The 16,127-nt window shown below is 45.7% G+C and carries 16 protein-coding genes; all 16 read left to right on the top strand.

From position 1 onward, the window contains the following. Nucleotides 1-101 precede the first annotated feature (101 nt). The 16 genes from yfmF (at nt 102) to GCU39_RS05265 (ending at nt 15,962) form a co-directional block, all read left to right on the top strand. Complete coding sequence (gene yfmF, locus GCU39_RS05190; RefSeq protein ID WP_193726772.1) at nt 102-1,382, top strand: EF-P 5-aminopentanol modification-associated protein YfmF; 1,281 nt, start codon at nt 102-104, stop codon at nt 1,380-1,382. Nucleotides 1,383-1,385: 3 nt separating this feature from the next. Next, nucleotides 1,386-2,675 carry an EF-P 5-aminopentanol modification-associated protein YfmH gene (gene yfmH, locus GCU39_RS05195; protein WP_152392530.1) on the top strand — a complete coding sequence of 430 codons (1,290 nt, stop codon included), beginning with the start codon at nt 1,386-1,388 and terminating at the stop codon, nt 2,673-2,675. 40 nt (nt 2,676-2,715) lie between these two features. Continuing rightward, complete coding sequence (gene ymfI, locus GCU39_RS05200; RefSeq protein WP_152392531.1) at nt 2,716-3,462, top strand: elongation factor P 5-aminopentanone reductase; 747 nt, start codon at nt 2,716-2,718, stop codon at nt 3,460-3,462. Between the two features lie 70 nt (nt 3,463-3,532). After that, nucleotides 3,533-3,781 (top strand): DUF3243 domain-containing protein, encoded by a 249-nt coding sequence (locus GCU39_RS05205; protein WP_152392532.1) that lies wholly within the window; start codon nt 3,533-3,535, stop codon nt 3,779-3,781. A 209-nt stretch (nt 3,782-3,990) separates the two neighbouring features. Beyond that, complete coding sequence (locus tag GCU39_RS05210; RefSeq protein WP_152392533.1) at nt 3,991-4,755, top strand: DUF3388 domain-containing protein; 765 nt, start codon at nt 3,991-3,993, stop codon at nt 4,753-4,755. 65 nt (nt 4,756-4,820) lie between these two features. Continuing rightward, nucleotides 4,821-5,741, top strand: coding sequence for a helix-turn-helix domain-containing protein (locus GCU39_RS05215; protein WP_152392534.1), 921 nt, complete (start codon nt 4,821-4,823; stop codon nt 5,739-5,741). A 31-nt stretch (nt 5,742-5,772) separates the two neighbouring features. Continuing rightward, nucleotides 5,773-6,264, top strand: a complete 492-nt coding sequence (locus GCU39_RS05220; protein WP_152392535.1) for a YajQ family cyclic di-GMP-binding protein — start codon at nt 5,773-5,775, stop codon at nt 6,262-6,264. Nucleotides 6,265-6,400: 136 nt separating this feature from the next. Continuing rightward, nucleotides 6,401-7,729 carry a 30S ribosomal protein S12 methylthiotransferase RimO gene (rimO, locus tag GCU39_RS05225; RefSeq protein ID WP_152392536.1) on the top strand — a complete coding sequence of 443 codons (1,329 nt, stop codon included), beginning with the start codon at nt 6,401-6,403 and terminating at the stop codon, nt 7,727-7,729. Next, nucleotides 7,726-8,316, top strand: coding sequence for a CDP-diacylglycerol--glycerol-3-phosphate 3-phosphatidyltransferase (gene pgsA / locus GCU39_RS05230; protein ID WP_152392537.1), 591 nt, complete (start codon nt 7,726-7,728; stop codon nt 8,314-8,316). Before rimO ends, pgsA begins: the two co-directional genes overlap by 4 nt. A gap of 66 nt (nt 8,317-8,382) precedes the next feature. After that, nucleotides 8,383-9,630 (top strand): competence/damage-inducible protein A, encoded by a 1,248-nt coding sequence (locus GCU39_RS05235; protein WP_152392538.1) that lies wholly within the window; start codon nt 8,383-8,385, stop codon nt 9,628-9,630. A 248-nt stretch (nt 9,631-9,878) separates the two neighbouring features. Further along, nucleotides 9,879-10,928, top strand: coding sequence for a recombinase RecA (gene recA / locus GCU39_RS05240; RefSeq protein WP_152392539.1), 1,050 nt, complete (start codon nt 9,879-9,881; stop codon nt 10,926-10,928). A gap of 75 nt (nt 10,929-11,003) precedes the next feature. Then, nucleotides 11,004-11,753 (top strand): regulatory protein RecX, encoded by a 750-nt coding sequence (locus tag GCU39_RS05245; RefSeq protein ID WP_152392540.1) that lies wholly within the window; start codon nt 11,004-11,006, stop codon nt 11,751-11,753. Between the two features lie 365 nt (nt 11,754-12,118). Beyond that, on the top strand, nt 12,119-13,660 hold the full coding sequence (rny, locus tag GCU39_RS05250) for a ribonuclease Y (RefSeq protein ID WP_152392541.1): 1,542 nt from the start codon (nt 12,119-12,121) through the stop codon (nt 13,658-13,660). A gap of 79 nt (nt 13,661-13,739) precedes the next feature. Further along, the gene (locus GCU39_RS05255) at nt 13,740-14,531 is read left to right on the top strand and encodes a TIGR00282 family metallophosphoesterase (RefSeq protein WP_152392542.1); all 792 of its coding nucleotides are present in this window, start codon (nt 13,740-13,742) and stop codon (nt 14,529-14,531) included. Nucleotides 14,532-14,648: 117 nt separating this feature from the next. Then, nucleotides 14,649-14,909 carry a stage V sporulation protein S gene (locus GCU39_RS05260; protein ID WP_006286829.1) on the top strand — a complete coding sequence of 87 codons (261 nt, stop codon included), beginning with the start codon at nt 14,649-14,651 and terminating at the stop codon, nt 14,907-14,909. A 108-nt stretch (nt 14,910-15,017) separates the two neighbouring features. Then, complete coding sequence (locus GCU39_RS05265) at nt 15,018-15,962, top strand: dipeptidase (RefSeq protein ID WP_152392543.1); 945 nt, start codon at nt 15,018-15,020, stop codon at nt 15,960-15,962. The last annotated feature ends 165 nt before the right edge of the window (nt 15,963-16,127 follow it).

A 16,127-nucleotide genomic window follows, 5' to 3' on the forward strand; every position in this document is an offset into this window, starting at 1 on the left:
TTGCACCTGTGAGGTTGCTTCTTTATTTTCGATTGGTATAGAATGGAATTGATTTGAATAGATTGACTTTAAAAATAGGGTTGATGAAAAGGAGACATGCTTTGATCATGACAAGTTTTGAGCAGGGTCGTGTGCACCAAATGCGCATTCATGTACTTCCCACCAAACGATTTAAGACATTCGCGATTTCACTTTATATTGGTGTTCCACTCGAAGAATCTTCCGTGACAAAGGTTGCTCTCACGCCATTTGTGATGCGTCGGGGGACAGAATCGTATCCAGAAACATTGCAATTCCGCGAGCATCTCGACGATATGTACGGAGCAGGATTTGGCTTTGATGTGTTCAAGCGTGGAGATTATCAAATTGTACAATTCCGGATGGACGTCATTAATGATGCCTTTGTCGCATCGGAAGATTCGCTTCTGCAGCAATCCTTCGCCTTCCTAGGCGAGGTCTTGACGAAGCCAGCTTTGAAGAAGCCGGAGTACCGCAATCGCTATATCGACGCGGAGAAAGAGACACTCCGTAAACGGCTTGAAGCTATCGTGAACGATAAAATCCGATATGCCGCTGAACGTTGTATCGAAGAAATGTGCAAAAACGAGCCTTATCGACTGCACCCATTAGGGGAGCGCAAGGACATCGAAGGGATCTCTTCGGAAGAATTGCTGACACATTACGAACATTGGCTGCAATCAGCTAGTATGGATCTCTATGTCGTTGGAGATACGTCCTTAGACGAAGTCCAGAAGCTCGTAGAGCAGCATTTCCAGCTTCAACGCACGGAAGAGACTTCTTATCATATGAAGCCATCTGCACGCGAATCTCGCGAGGTACAGACGATCGTAGAGAAATTAGATGTCGGACAAGGGAAACTAAATATGGGTCTTCGTACGTCCATTACGTATGGGGATGATCAATACGCTGCCGCGCTTATGTACAACGGTATTTTGGGCGGATATCCGCATTCGAAACTATTCGTCAACGTTCGGGAGAAAGAGAGCCTTGCGTATTATGCTTCCTCTCGATTTGATGGCCATAAAGGAATCTGTACGATTCAATCGGGTATCGAAATCGAGAATTATGAGAAAGCGGTTGAAATCATTAAAAAGCAGCTCGATAGTATGCAGGCTGGCCATATTAGCGACCTAGAGCTATCGCAGACCAAAGCAATGATCTCGAACCATGTTCGGGAGCTTGGCGATTCTGCTTTTGAAATGATCGGGTATGACTTTAACCGTCAATTATCCGGTAAGAGCCGCACTGCGGCTGAACTGCTGAAGCAAGTAGAACAAGTGACCATCGAAGATATCAAGCGCGCAGCGCAGACATTCCAATTAGATACGATCTATTATCTTCGCGATCGGAAGGGGGAATAATCGATGCAAACCATTCAACACCCAGAGCTTCAAGAGACGTTGTATTATGAGAAAATGCCGAACGGCCTCGATGTCTATGTTCTGCCGAAGGAAGGGTTCCAGAAGACGTATGCGACGTTCTCGACCCGTTATGGCTCGATCGATAATCACTTCCGCGTCGTCGGGGAAGAAGATCATCAAGTGCCAGACGGCGTAGCTCACTTCCTGGAGCACAAAATGTTCGAAGAGCCGACAGGGGATATCTTCGCAACTTTTGCGACGCAAGGGGCTTCGGCCAATGCGTTTACGAGCTTTGATCGCACGGTATACCTGTTCTCTGCGACCGAGCAGATTGAGGCGAATATTGAGACCCTCGTGAACTTCGTGCAGAATCCTTATTTTACAGATGAGAATGTGGAGAAAGAAAAAGGGATCATCGGGCAAGAAATTAAAATGTACCAGGATAATCCAGATTGGCGTGTGTACTTTGGGGTGATCGAGGCCATGTATGGTGTGCATCCAGTTCATATCGATATCGCGGGAACCGTGGAGTCCATTAGTACAATTACGAAGGAAACGTTATACACCTGCTACAATACCTTCTACCATCCATCGAATATGCTGCTCTTCGTCGTGGGCGGCGTGGACGCTGAGAAGGTTATGTCCTTAATTCGAGAGAACCAAGCGAAGAAAAATTATGGTACCCAAGGGGAGATCGATCGACTGTTCGCCGAAGAGCCTTCAGCGGTATATCAGCAACGGAAGACTTCGCAATTGCCTGTATCATTGCCTAAATGTTTGTTTGGTCTGAAAGAGAAGAAAATTCTCGAGTTAGGTGAAGAGCAATTGCGCCGTGACCTCGTGACCAAACTGATGCTCGATATTATGCTTGGCTCTAGTACACCGTTGTACCAGAAGCTTTATGATGATGACTTGATTTCAGATGGGTTCGGGTTTGAGTTCAACTCGGGCAAGAACTATGCGTTCTCGATCATTGGTGGGGATACGCGTGATCCTGACCAGCTCATTGATCGCATTCGAAGCGCTGTGGAAGAAATGAAGAAAACTGGTTTTGATGCAGCACATTTCGAGCGGGCGCGGAAGAAGAAGGTCGGTAATTACTTACGAATGCTGAATTCACCTGAATCGATCGCGAACGAGTTCACGAATTATAAATTCCGCGAAAGTGATTTATTTGCCGTACTGCCGGTGTATGAGTCAATTACGCTGGACGAGGTGAATGCAAGACTGCGGGATCACTTCGATTGGGAACAGCTTGCCATATCGATTGTAGAGAGTCCGTCGCAAACCTAAGTATAACGCGTTAAATCTGGGATGAGAGTGAGACTAGGAAATGAAATCATTTGGGGAAACAAACGTGCTCATTACCGGCGGCAGCCGAGGGATCGGTGCAGCGATTGCAGAGCGGTTTGCTTCTGTGGGAATGAATGTGGTCATTCATTATCTGCAGGCGCATGAGCAAGCGAATGAAGTTGCGCGGAGTTGTATGAAGTATGGTGGCAAAGTGATGACGGTTACGGCGGACTTGCGTTCCAAAGAGCAGCTTCAACGTATGATGGAGAAACTCGAGAGTCATGGACTCGTCCCGGACATTCTCGTGAATAATGCAGGCATTGCACATTATGGATTGTTGTCTGATGTGACCGAGGATCAGTGGGATGAGATGATGTCCATTAACTTAAAAGGGATGTTCCTCTGCACGCAGCTCTGTATGCCGCATATGATCGCGCAGAAATATGGCCGAATTATCAACGTATCTTCCATCTGGGGTTTGTCTGGCGCTTCCTGTGAAGTGGTCTACTCGACGACGAAGGGCGGCATGAATGCTTTCACTAAAGCTCTTGCCAAAGAACTTGCCCCATCGGGAGTAACTGTAAATGCGGTCGCACCGGGGGCCGTCGATACGATGATGCTGAGTAATCTGGACGATGAAGAGAAACTCATGTTGGAAGACGAGATTCCGGTTGGTCGGCTGGGACAACCAGAAGAGATCGCATCGCTTGTCTATTTTCTAGCACTGCCTGAGTCAAGTTATATCACGGGGCAAGTCATCAGCCCGAATGGTGGATGGCATACGTAAATCGAAGAATATTTATCAGCCGAATTGTGCACATTAACATCTGTAGAATGACCAATAAGGAGTGAAACAGATGTCAGTGCTCGGCAATTACGATAATTGGAAAAAATTCCTTGGAGATCGTGTTTCTCAAGCGAAAGCCGTCGGATTAAGTGAAGATACGATTGCAAAGCTTGCTTATGAAATCGGTGATTTCCTGGATGAGAAAGTGGATCCGAAGAATGGTCCGGAACGCGCTTTGAAGGAATTATGGGCTGTTGGATCTGATGATGAGCGTAAAACCATCGCGCGTCTGATGGTGAAACTTGTCGAAAAAGGTTAATGCCCAATATAGGCCAAAAGTTGGAAGTCCCCACTCGTGGGGGCTTTCTTCTAATGTTTTGACGTGTTGCGCTTGCCTTTCCATCTAATTTTATATATGATAAAATTTGATTGTGAAAAATCGCGGTAATCATACAAATTTTGATAATTACTTACATTTGACAATCCAAATATTTATGACATATCTTAGGCATGGGGAGTGTGTCGGGCGTGGAATACCAACAATGGTACATGGAGTACAAAATACATAAAAATAGGCCTGGCCTCCTAGGCGATATCGCGTCATTACTCGGTATGCTCGAGGTCAATATATTAACGATTAATGGTGTGGAAGGAAAGACTCGCGGGATGCTCCTCCAGACCAATGACAATGAGAAGATTAACTTGATGGGCCAAATGCTCAAAAAAGTTGACAATATTACAGTGACTGCGCTTCGCACGCCGAAGTTGGTTGATATTCTTGCCGTTCGTCACGGCAGATACATTGAGAGAGATTCAGATGATCATAAGACATTTCGTTTTACACGGGATGAGCTTGGATTATTAGTAGATTTCTTAGGTGAGATCTTCAAACGTGAAGGTCATCAGGTGATTGGGCTTAGAGGTATGCCGCGCGTTGGGAAGACAGAGTCCATTATCGCAGGGAGTGTGTGTGCGATGAAGCATTGGACATTCGTATCTTCGACGCTGCTTCGCCAGACTGTTCGCAGTCAATTATCCGAGGAAGAGATGAACCCGAACAATGTATTCATCATCGATGGAATCGTGAGTACAATTCGTTCGAATGAGAAGCATTACCACTTACTTGAGAACATTATGAAGATGCCTAGCACCAAAGTCATCGAACATCCAGATATATTCATGCGTGAGACGAACTACGGTCCGCAAGACTTTGACTATATTATTGAGCTGCGGAATACGCCGGAAGAAGAAATCACGTATGAGACGTTTACAGTGAATTATAATGATTTTTAATTACTTATAATTAATGCATTCATCCATACATGATGATATAACATTACAATTGCGGAGGTGAGGATGTGTCGAATTTAGGAGACCTACTAAGAAACGCACGACTCGAGAAAGGCATGTCGCTAGATGACATTCAAGAGTTGACCAAAATTCGTAAGCGTTACTTAGAGGCCATCGAAGACGGTGATTACAAAGTATTGCCTGGGAGTTTCTATGTGCGAGCTTTTGTCAAAACATATGCCGAAACCCTTGGCCTTGATTCTGAGGAGATTGTCCAATTGTACAAAAGTGATATCCCTGAGCCGGTATCTGAGTCGGCGTCTGTGGAGCCTATTATACAGAAACGCCGTCGCTCAGAGCGTCAGCGCCAAGATCGCGCAGGCAAATGGATTTCAGCGGTGCTCATGTGGCTGTTCTTAATTCTGATCGCCGTGGTCATTTACTTCTTCTATATTCATAAGGCAAGTCCGAATACAGATAAAGTAGACAGCGGCACACAGATTACCAATGAGCAGAAGCCACCAGTCAAAGAAGAGAACCCAGGAACGGGAACAGAGACAACTCCTCCGACAACACCAGAGACACCGCCAGTTACGCCTGAGGTGCCTGAGCATGTCGCTCCAACGCTTGTACCAAGCGGCAAAATCGGGAAAGCGAACCGAATTAAAGTACAGACGACATCGACAGAGCCAATTCAAGTTGAAATCACCGCTTCGGGTGCTAACAGCTGGCTGAATGTGTACAAGAAAGTGTACAAAGGCGAAGAGTTGTTCAACGCTAATATGCTTGATGGCACAACACAGACCTTCGAACTTGGTGAAGGATTGTATATTCGTCTGGGCAATGCGAGTCATCTGGAGATTAAGGTCGGCGGCGTTCCGATTGATGACGGAAATGTTGCAAGAGCAGAACGTTTTGTATTGCAGCCGGAAGTGAAAACGCCGGATACAACAACGACTACTGATGGCTCTGCAACAACCGGAGAATAGGGAGTCTGAATGACGTAAAGGGAGTGATTCGATGAGTTCAGAGAATTCATTTGATATTGTGTCGAAGTTCGATATGCAGGAAATGAGCAATGCGCTCAATCAAGCGGAGAAGGAAATTGCGACGCGTTTTGATTTCAAAGGCAGCAAGAGCAGTTTGAAGCTTGAGAAAGAAGAGCTCGTGATCATCTCCGATGATGACTTTAAGCTTGAGAATGTCATCGACATTCTGAAATCGAAAATGACCAAACGTGGACTCGCATTGAAGAATCTCGAATACGGCAAGATTGAGCCGGCATCGGCTGGTACGGTCAAACAGCGCATTAAGCTGAAGTCTGGAATCGATCAAGATAATGCCAAGAAGATTAATATCTTAATCCGTGATTCCAAGCTCAAAGTAAAAAGCCAAATTCAGGGTGATCAAGTACGGGTGACAGGCAAGAGCAAGGACGACCTGCAAGCGGTCATGCAATTGCTCCGTAAAGCTGATCTGCCAATTGATTTGCAATTCACGAATTTCAAATAATGTTGATGAACAACCTCGATCATAAGATTATCTAATGATCGAGGTTGTTACAATTTTGACACCGAATTGGGGTTGTATTATACTAAGTTAGATATAAACAGACTTATTGGACATAGGTATGGGGGATGCATAACAAATGACTGAGAAGATTAAGATCGTAACCCTAGGCTGTGAGAAGAATCTCGTGGACTCCGAGATTATGTCAGGTCTTATTCATGAACGGGGCTATTCGTTGGTCGAAGATAAAGAGGATGCGACCGTTATTATTGTGAATACATGCGGGTTTATTGATGCAGCCAAGGAGGAATCGGTGAATACGATTCTGGATTTGGCCGAGCTCAAAGAGACGGCGAACCTGAAGGCGCTCATCGTATCGGGCTGCTTAACACAACGTTATAAAGAGCAATTGATGGATGAAATGCCTGAGATTGACGGGATCGTAGGTACGGGAGATTTTGATAAAATTAATGATATCGTAGATGAGGCGCTTCGTGGAAGTAAACCGATTCTTGTCGGCAACCCGGTATTTAACTATGAGCAGAGACTTCCGCGTAAAGTATCGACACCGCGCTTTACAACCTATGTGAAGATTGCGGAAGGATGCGACAATGCGTGTACATTCTGCAGTATTCCAATCATGCGCGGGAAGTTCCGCAGCCGTTCGATGGAATCCATCATTGCTGAAGTGGAAGAGCTAGCAGCACAAGGCGTTAAGGAAGTCAGCTTGATTGCACAGGATTCGACGAATTATGGAACGGATTTGTACGATCAATTCATGCTGCCAACCTTGATGAACCGGATTAGTGAAGTGTCCGGGATTGAATGGGTACGTCTACACTATGCTTACCCAGGCTTCTTCACGGATGAGCTCATTGACGCGATTGCGGACAACCCGAAAATTTGTAAATATATTGATATGCCATTGCAGCACAGTGAAGATGCTGTGTTGAAGCGGATGCGCAGACCAGGAAGACAGCGTGATACGAGAGAATTAGTAGCGAAGATTCGTGCGCGCATTCCGAATGTGTCACTTCGGACGTCATTGATTGTTGGGTTCCCAGGAGAAACCGCACAAGATTTCGAGAATCTGTGTGAGTTCGTCAAAGAAATTAAATTCGATCGTCTGGGTGTATTTACTTACTCCAGTGAAGAAGGTACCCCTGCAACGCGTCTACCGGATCATGTGGATGAAGATGTGAAGGAGTTCCGTGCGAACACGCTGATGGAGATCCAACGCCAAATTTCGAATGAAGTCAGCGGCAAGCATATCGGACAAGTTCTAGAAGTGCTCGTAGAACGTTATGAAGGACGTAATGATGTCTATGTAGGCCGTTCACAATTCGATGCACCAGAGATCGACGGTGAAGTGTTCATTACAAATTGTAAAGTAAGCATTGGCGAAATCGCCAAAGTACGTATTACACATGCATTTGAGTTTGACCTGTCTGGGGAGGGTGTCTCTTGAATCTCGCCAATCGTATTACCTTAATTCGTATTTTTCTCGTACCGATCATGATGTTTTTCTTGCTGGTGAAGACGGATTATTTCCCGGCTATTCATGTCGAGAGTTTCCAGATTACCTATAACCAGATCATCGCTGCCTTAATCTTTATTATTGCGGCGAGTACAGATGGTCTGGACGGCTATATTGCCCGCAGCAGAAAGATGGTAACAAACTTAGGCAAACTTCTTGATCCGCTTGCGGACAAGCTGCTCGTTGCTGCCGTACTTATCTCTCTTGTTGATATGGGAAAATGCGATGCATGGATTGCGATTGTCATCATTAGCCGTGAATTCGCTGTAACGGGTTTGCGTCAGATTGCACTTCTTGAAGGGGCAGTCGTGGCTGCGAGCAAATGGGGGAAAATTAAGACAGCAGCGCAGATTACTGCCATTATTTTGATGCTGCTTAACAACTTCCCATTTGAGTTCATCGGATTCCGATTTGATGAGGTTATGCTATGGGTAGCAGCACTCGTAACGGTGTATTCGGGAATTGATTATTTTGTGAAAAATAAAAATGTGCTTCATTTTGCAGACAAAAAACAATAGGCTCCGCCTATTGTTTTTTGCTCTTACCACAGAAAGTGAAATATTGGGTGAAAGGGAGAATGTTATATGAAAGCAGAGATTATTGCCGTTGGTACAGAGTTATTGCTAGGCCAGATTGTGAATACAAATGCACAGTACTTATCGCAGGAATTAGCGGCACTTGGTATTGATACATACTATCAGACCGTTGTTGGCGACAATTTCGGTCGATTGCAGCGTGCGATTGAAATTGCGCGTGAGCGGGCGGATCTGGTCTTGTTCACAGGGGGGATTGGCCCGACGCAGGATGACCTGACGAAGGATGCCCTTGCAGGTCTACTCGGCCGAACGTTATCTATTCATCAGCCATCCATGGATGTGATCGAACAGTTCTTTAGCAGTCGAGGCGCTCATATGGTAGAGAGCAACCGCAGACAGGCTCTGATGATAGAGGGAAGCACGCCGCTGGCGAATGCGACAGGGCTTGCTGTCGGGAATGCAATGAAACATGAGGGAACGTTCTATATTCTTCTTCCTGGGCCGCCCAAGGAGATGAAGCCTATGTTCGAGCATGAAGCCAAGCGCTGGCTGCTTGAGCATGCTTTAACCAGTGAGCAGCCGCTGTATTCTCGCATGCTGAAATTCGCCGGGATTGGCGAATCCTCACTGGAAGCACAACTGCTTGATTTAATCGAGAAGCAGCAGGATACGACGATTGCGCCTTATGCCAAGGAAGGCGAAGTAACGATTCGTGTATCTACCAAAGCTGAATCCGCGGAAGCAGCCGATGTGAAATTGCAGGAAGTGGAGTCTGAGATTCGCCTTCGATTATCGGAGCACCTCTATGCTACGGAAGATGTGCCGATTGAGAAGATTATTGTACAGCGTATGCAGGAACTTGGTCTTACGCTTGGCACAGCCGAGAGTTGTACGGGTGGTCTGTTATCCGAGATGATCACGGCGATCCCTGGAAGCTCACAGATGTTCAACGGAGGCGTCGTATGTTACTCCAATGCGATGAAGCAGCAGTTGTTACATGTACCGGTGACATTATTAGAAGGACCTGAAGCCCCAGGAGCAGTGAGTCATGAAGTCGCAGAGATTCTCGCAGATCAAGTTCGACAATTGACGAATTCTGATTTCGGCATTGGAATTACAGGCGTAGCGGGGCCAGGGATGTCAGAGCGGAAGCCGGCTGGACTTGTTTATGTGTCCATTGCACAGAAGGGCAGACCCACGGAGGTCATGAAGCTTCAGCTGCATGGCGGACGTGAGATTATTCGCCTACGCTCCGTGAAGACTGTGTTGTACCATTTGTGGCGTAGACTCCAATAGTCGATTGCGCTTGGAATAGGATAAAACTGTTATAATTCTTGATTTTTACAATTCATCCTTGTATAATGAGGGTAATGTTAACGGAAGAACCGTAGCGAAGTGTAACTTTGCTGCGGTTTTTCGCGCTATTCTCCCGATCGTCTACCCTTGCGAGACGAAAAAAACGAATGTATGTTCGAAAAAATGCTTGGCAAAGGAACAAAAACAAGTTATCATGATACTATAATCGAAAAAGGGAAGTGAGTTCATTGTCAGATCGTCGCGCAGCGTTAGAAATGGCTTTACGGAATATTGAGAAACAATTTGGTAAAGGTTCGATCATGAAACTTGGTGAATCCACACACATGCAAGTGGAGGTTGTGCCGAGCGGATCTTTGGCATTAGATATTGCACTAGGAATTGGCGGATACCCGCGCGGAAGAATTATCGAAGTATACGGACCGGAATCTTCAGGTAAGACGACAGTCGCATTGCATGCGATTGCTGAAGTTCAGAAACAAGGCGGACAAGCTGCCTTTATTGATGCAGAGCATGCGCTAGACCCGTTATACGCGAGCAAATTAGGTATTAACATTGATGAATTGCTCTTGTCTCAGCCGGATACAGGGGAGCAAGCGCTTGAAATTGCTGAAGCGCTCGTACGAAGCGGTGCAGTGGATATCATCGTTATTGACTCCGTTGCTGCCCTTGTACCGAAGGCCGAGATCGAAGGCGATATGGGTGACTCTCACGTGGGCTTGCAGGCTCGCTTGATGTCCCAAGCACTTCGTAAATTGTCGGGTGCGATCAATAAATCGAAGACGATTGCAATCTTCATTAACCAATTGCGTGAGAAAGTCGGCGTCATGTTCGGAAATCCTGAGACGACGCCAGGTGGACGCGCTCTGAAGTTCTACTCTTCCGTTCGTCTGGATGTTAGACGTGTTGAGACGATCAAGCAAGGCAATGACATGGTTGGTAACCGTACACGCATTAAGGTCGTGAAGAATAAGGTTGCGCCTCCGTTCAAACAAGCGGATATTGATATCATGTACGGTGAAGGAATCTCACGTGAAGGCAGCATTATCGATATCGGAACGGAAATGGATATCGTGAATAAGAGCGGCGCTTGGTATTCATACGAGAATGAGCGTCTAGGACAAGGCCGTGAGAACGCGAAGCAATATCTGAAGGAAAACCAAGAAATTTCAAAAGTGATTGAGAATAAAATCCGTGAAGCAAGTCAGCTCTCGGCAGTTGTTCCAACGACATCGCAAGATGACGAGGATGAAGAAGATTTCGAACTCGAGCTTGAATAAGAATTTGCCCCCTTCGTGAAGGGGGCATCTTTTATAATGAGCGGAAAGTGCAGGGATGAAGGGAGGCGATGACACATGCCAAGAGAGAAAGAAAATGATGATCAGGTGAAGGAACAGAAGTGGGCGCCAGCACCAGGTGTTGAGCTGATGATAACGGCAGTAGAGCTTGTCCCTCGGAAGAAGCGTCGATATCAAATCTTTGTGAATGGAGAACCAGCATTTACGGTACATGAGGATATCATGGTGAAGTATCGACTACTCAAAGGATCAACCATCGACCATGAAGAACTCCTTCCGATTATGGTGGCAGACGAGCTGCAGCAAGCTTATGTGCAGTCGATTCGATATTTAGGTCGTAAACCACGTACAAGCCACGAAATCCAGCAGCAATTGACACAGAAGGGTTTTGAAGCCGAATTGATCGAGCGCGTTATTCAGCGTCTCCGAGATGAGCGACTGATTGATGATAACCTCTATGCGAAGCAGTGGACGGATCAACGTGTTCGCAATCATAAGAAAGGAAGACTTATGATTAAGCACGAGCTGCAGCAGAAGGGAATCGATAAATCCGATATTGCGCAAGCTATGGAGGAACTGAATGTCGAAGATGAGCAAGAGAGCGCTTATCGTGTAGGCCTTCGGAAGTGGCAGAGCACAAAAGGGGAGCGTTATGAGCGCAAGAGGAAGGTTGCTGCTTTTCTCATGCGTCGTGGATTTCCGTCACATGTCGTAAGGAATGCTGTTCAACGAATCATGGAGCAGCAGGAAGATGATGACGGATATGATGGTATGGAAGAAGCTTATGAGGAAGAATTCTATGATTAATACCATTGAATGGGGTTAAATCGTGTAAATTTCGATTGGAAGTTGATGCTAATTTTACAATTTGTATGCGTAAGTTCGAGGATTCATGTCAATTGCTTGACAACTTCTTTTTACAAATACTAAAATGAAAATGTATTATACGATTTCTGAATCAATTTTTCCTTCCAAAAAGTTGATTCAAACTGATTAATTTCGCCAATCATTGACTCGCTTATCTGATTCCTTGGGAAGAAGATAAGGCTTGTATAGCACATGACTTCATGTGTTATACAGATGAAACCGATGAATATGTAAGTGAAACGGATTGAAAACCGAATAAGCCCAGGCGTTACCCCTGGAGAAACAACGAGGAGGTGAAATAGATCATGAACCCTATTCTCGCAATCGTTCTCGTTGTTGCCGCTTTGGTCATTGGTTTTGGGGTTGGATATTTTATTCGCAAATCTCTTGCTGAAGCTAAAATTTCAAGCGCTGAACACGCTGCTGAGCAGATTATTGAGAATGCGAAGAAAGACGCAGAGGCGCTTAAGAAAGAGACAGTGCTGGAGGCTAAAGACGAAGTCTTTAAAGTCCGTGCTGAAGCTGATAAAGACATTCGTGAACGCAGAAATGAAATTCAACGTCTAGAACGTCGAGTGCTGCAAAAAGAAGAGTCGCTGGATAAAAAATTAGAATCACTAGAACGCAAAGAAGAACAAGTGGCAAGCAAAGAGAAACGAATTGATGAAACGCAAGAGCAGATTAATGTGATCTATAAAAATCAAATGGCTGAACTTGAGCGCATTTCCAACCTAACGATGGAAGATGCACGTCAAATCATCCTAACGAACGTTGAACAAGAAGTTCGCCATGAGTCAGCACAGATGATTAAAGAGATTGAACAACAAGCCAAAGAGGAAGCAGATAAGAAAGCACGTGAGATTATTACGCTTGCGGTCCAACGTTGTGCTGCAGATCATGTAGCAGAGACGACGGTATCTGTTGTTACCTTGCCTAACGAAGAGATGAAGGGCCGTATTATTGGTCGTGAAGGCCGTAATATTCGTGCACTTGAGACACTGACTGGTATCGACTTGATTATTGACGATACGCCAGAAGCGGTCATTCTGTCAGGATTCGATCCTATTCGCCGCGAAATCGCTCGTACATCGCTTGAGAAGCTGGTTGCGGATGGACGTATCCATCCAGCTCGCATCGAAGAGATGGTCGAGAAATCGCGCAAAGAAGTCGACGAGCGTATCCGTGAATACGGTGAGCAGGCGACATTCGAAGTGGGCGTACACGGATTGCATCCAGATTTGATCAAGATTCTGGGTCGTTTGAAATTCCGGACGAGCTATGGCCAGAATGTGCTCAAGCACTCGATGGAAGTGGCTTATCTCACAGGTCTGATGGCAGGCGAACTCGGCGAAGATATCACGTTGGCGAAACGTGCTGGATTGCTGCATGATATTGGTAAAGCGCTAGATCATGAAGTGGAAGGATCTCATGTTGAAATCGGCGTGGAATTAGCGAAGAAATACAAAGAACATCCTGTGGTAATTAACAGTATCGCATCCCACCATGGCGATTGCGAAGCAACGTCGGTTATTGCAATGTTAGTCGGTGCTGCAGACGCATTGTCGGCTGCTCGTCCAGGAGCGCGTAGAGAGACGCTTGAGACTTACATCAAACGACTTGAGAAACTCGAAGAGATTTCCGAATCGTTCGAAGGTGTTGAGAAGTCCTATGCGATCCAGGCAGGTCGTGAGGTCCGTGTCATGGTTGCACCGGATAAGATTGACGATACGGAAGCTTTCCGCTTAGCACGTGATATTACGAAGACGATCGAGAGCGAACTCGATTATCCGGGACATATTAAGGTCACGGTTATTCGCGAGACACGCGCGGTTGAATACGCTAAATAATGACCATAATGAAAAGTGGCTGATTTACTAAGCCACTTTTCGTTTTCTTTTAAGGCGAGGTTATGAGGAGGAGAATGACATCAAAGTATTATTCATTGGAGACATCGTTGGGAATACAGGTAGAAAAGCATTGAAATACATGCTTCCGCAGCTAAAAGATAAATATAACCCGCATATTATTATAGCCAATGGCGAAAATGCAGCAGGCGGTAAAGGCATCACGGGCGCAATCGCAAGAGAATTCTACGATATGGGCATTCATGGCCTTACGATGGGGAACCACACGTGGGACAACAAGGAAATCTTCGAATTTATAGATGATGATCAGCGTATCATTCGCCCGGCGAACTACCCAGAGGGCACGCCAGGCAGAGGCTGGATGACCGTGAAGGCAAACGGTAAAGAGTTAACTGTCATTAACATGCAGGGAAGAACCTTCTTGCCGCCAATTGATTGCCCGTTCAAGAAAGCCGATGAGATCCTTGATCAAGTGAAGAAGAAATCATGCATCTTTTTTGATTTTCATGCGGAGACGACATCGGAGAAAATTGCAATGGGATGGCACCTTGATGGACGCGTTTCCGTCATGGTAGGAACCCATACGCATGTACAGACGAATGATGATACCATTCTTCCAGAGGGAACAGCGTATATTACGGATGTGGGTATGGTTGGCTCAAAGGAAGGCGTCCTCGGCGTGAATCGCGAGGCTGTGCTCTACAAGTTCAAAACACAGCTTCCTGTACGTTTTACAGTCGATGAAGGGAAATGGATGTTCCATGCCGTTTACGTCGAAATTGACGAGTCTACGGGTCGTGCAACACGGATTGAGAAGATCCGCAGATCTGAAGATGAATGGGTGATGAACTAGCCGCTCGTCCCGTTTGATAAGAGGAACTTCTTTATGGAAAAAGGAGGAATTTATTCCGCTGTTCACGAATATGTGTAATAGTGGAATCCATTCATCATTCCCGAGGAGGTACTTATCATGGAAGTATTAAAAGTTTCAGCAAAATCCAATCCAAACTCCGTAGCAGGTGCACTGGCAGGCGTCCTACGTGAGCGTGGAGCGGCCGAATTGCAAGCGATTGGTGCTGGTGCATTGAATCAAGCGATTAAAGCTGTAGCGATTGCCAGAGGATTTGTAGCGCCTAGCGGAGTGGACTTGATTTGTATTCCTGCATTTACCGACATTGTGATCGATGGTGAAGATCGGACGGCAATCAAATTGATTGTCGAGCCTAGATAAATATAACATCATGAATGGAGCCTGTTTACGTTGTAGACAGGTTTTTTTGCGTTTATACCGCTTGCCAAGCTGTAGTTAGGATGTATGTGAGGGAGAGGATGTGTTCGAATGAGACAATACCAAATCGTGGATATGCATTGTGATGTGATTAGTAAAATGCTGCAGGACCCTGCGATCTCTTTTGCGGAGAATAAGTCACTCGATGCGAATCTTGCACGTCTGATACAAGGACAAGTGAAGGCGCAATGCTTTGCAATTTATTTGTCAGAAAATCTTGGAAAGCCTCGATTCGAGCATATTCTGCATAGTATCGATGTCTTTCGGCGTCGTATCTTAAATCATCGCGAGATGAGATGGATTCGATGCCAAGAAGATTGGAATCAGCTCGAACGGACGAATCACATTGGAGCGCTCTTGTCTCTCGAAGGTGTTGATGGGTTAGAAGGGGATCTGACGTATCTCGATCTATGCTTTCAACTCGGCGTACGTCTCGTCGGTTTCACATGGAACTATGCGAATTGGGCTGCGGATGGCATCTTGGAGCCGCGAAACGGCGGGTTCACATTGAAGGGCAGAAAGCTGATTGAACGGTGCGATGAGCTAGGTCTCATTATGGACGTCTCCCATTTGTCGGAGGCAGGATTCTGGGAGCTCCAAGCGCGAACCGCAAGTAAGTATATTGCCTCTCATTCCAATGCTAGAGCGGTATGCGGCCATGTGAGGAACCTGACGGACGAGCAGATTAAATGCATCATCTCGCGGGGGGGAAGGATCGGAATGAATTTCTTTCCGCCATTTGTACGAGCCAATACGCCGGTCATGATTCAAGATCTCTTGAACCATATTGAGCATATCTGCAGTTTAGGGGGTAGCGAGAACATTATGCTCGGATCAGACTTCGATGGCATTGATCGATATATTACCAATTTAGAACATTCAGGAAAATATGAAAATCTGCGGAATGCCTTGCTGTTGCGCTACCCAGAGCATATGGTGCAAGGATTCCTCTATAAAAACGCTTCCATTTTTTTGAGCGACGCTTTGCCTAAGTGAAAGAAAGCCCGACTCTATCATCTATTATTGATATGATTTCGATCGAAAAGTGCTATCTAAGTTTCCGCCGAAAACGCTTGCTTTTTACTAGCTCTAGCCATAAAATTTAGTTGACTCATTGAAAAGAAAAAATTTTCTATGTCATATTTTAGGGAATTTTGGCAC

Source organism: Paenibacillus guangzhouensis (genome assembly GCF_009363075.1).
Classification (GTDB): Bacteria; Bacillota; Bacilli; order Paenibacillales; family Paenibacillaceae; genus Paenibacillus_K; species Paenibacillus_K guangzhouensis.

Coding starts and splice junctions, on each gene's coding strand:
- GCU39_RS05220 (WP_152392535.1), top strand. CDS start 5,773: ATGAGTTCAGAGAATTCATTTGATATTGTGTCGAAGTTCGATATGCAG.
- GCU39_RS05260 (WP_006286829.1), top strand. CDS start 14,649: ATGGAAGTATTAAAAGTTTCAGCAAAATCCAATCCAAACTCCGTAGCA.
- GCU39_RS05245 (WP_152392540.1), top strand. CDS start 11,004: ATGCCAAGAGAGAAAGAAAATGATGATCAGGTGAAGGAACAGAAGTGG.
- GCU39_RS05265 (WP_152392543.1), top strand. CDS start 15,018: ATGAGACAATACCAAATCGTGGATATGCATTGTGATGTGATTAGTAAA.
- rny (WP_152392541.1), top strand. CDS start 12,119: ATGAACCCTATTCTCGCAATCGTTCTCGTTGTTGCCGCTTTGGTCATT.
- yfmH (WP_152392530.1), top strand. CDS start 1,386: ATGCAAACCATTCAACACCCAGAGCTTCAAGAGACGTTGTATTATGAG.
- rimO (WP_152392536.1), top strand. CDS start 6,401: ATGACTGAGAAGATTAAGATCGTAACCCTAGGCTGTGAGAAGAATCTC.
- GCU39_RS05235 (WP_152392538.1), top strand. CDS start 8,383: ATGAAAGCAGAGATTATTGCCGTTGGTACAGAGTTATTGCTAGGCCAG.
- ymfI (WP_152392531.1), top strand. CDS start 2,716: ATGAAATCATTTGGGGAAACAAACGTGCTCATTACCGGCGGCAGCCGA.
- GCU39_RS05205 (WP_152392532.1), top strand. CDS start 3,533: ATGTCAGTGCTCGGCAATTACGATAATTGGAAAAAATTCCTTGGAGAT.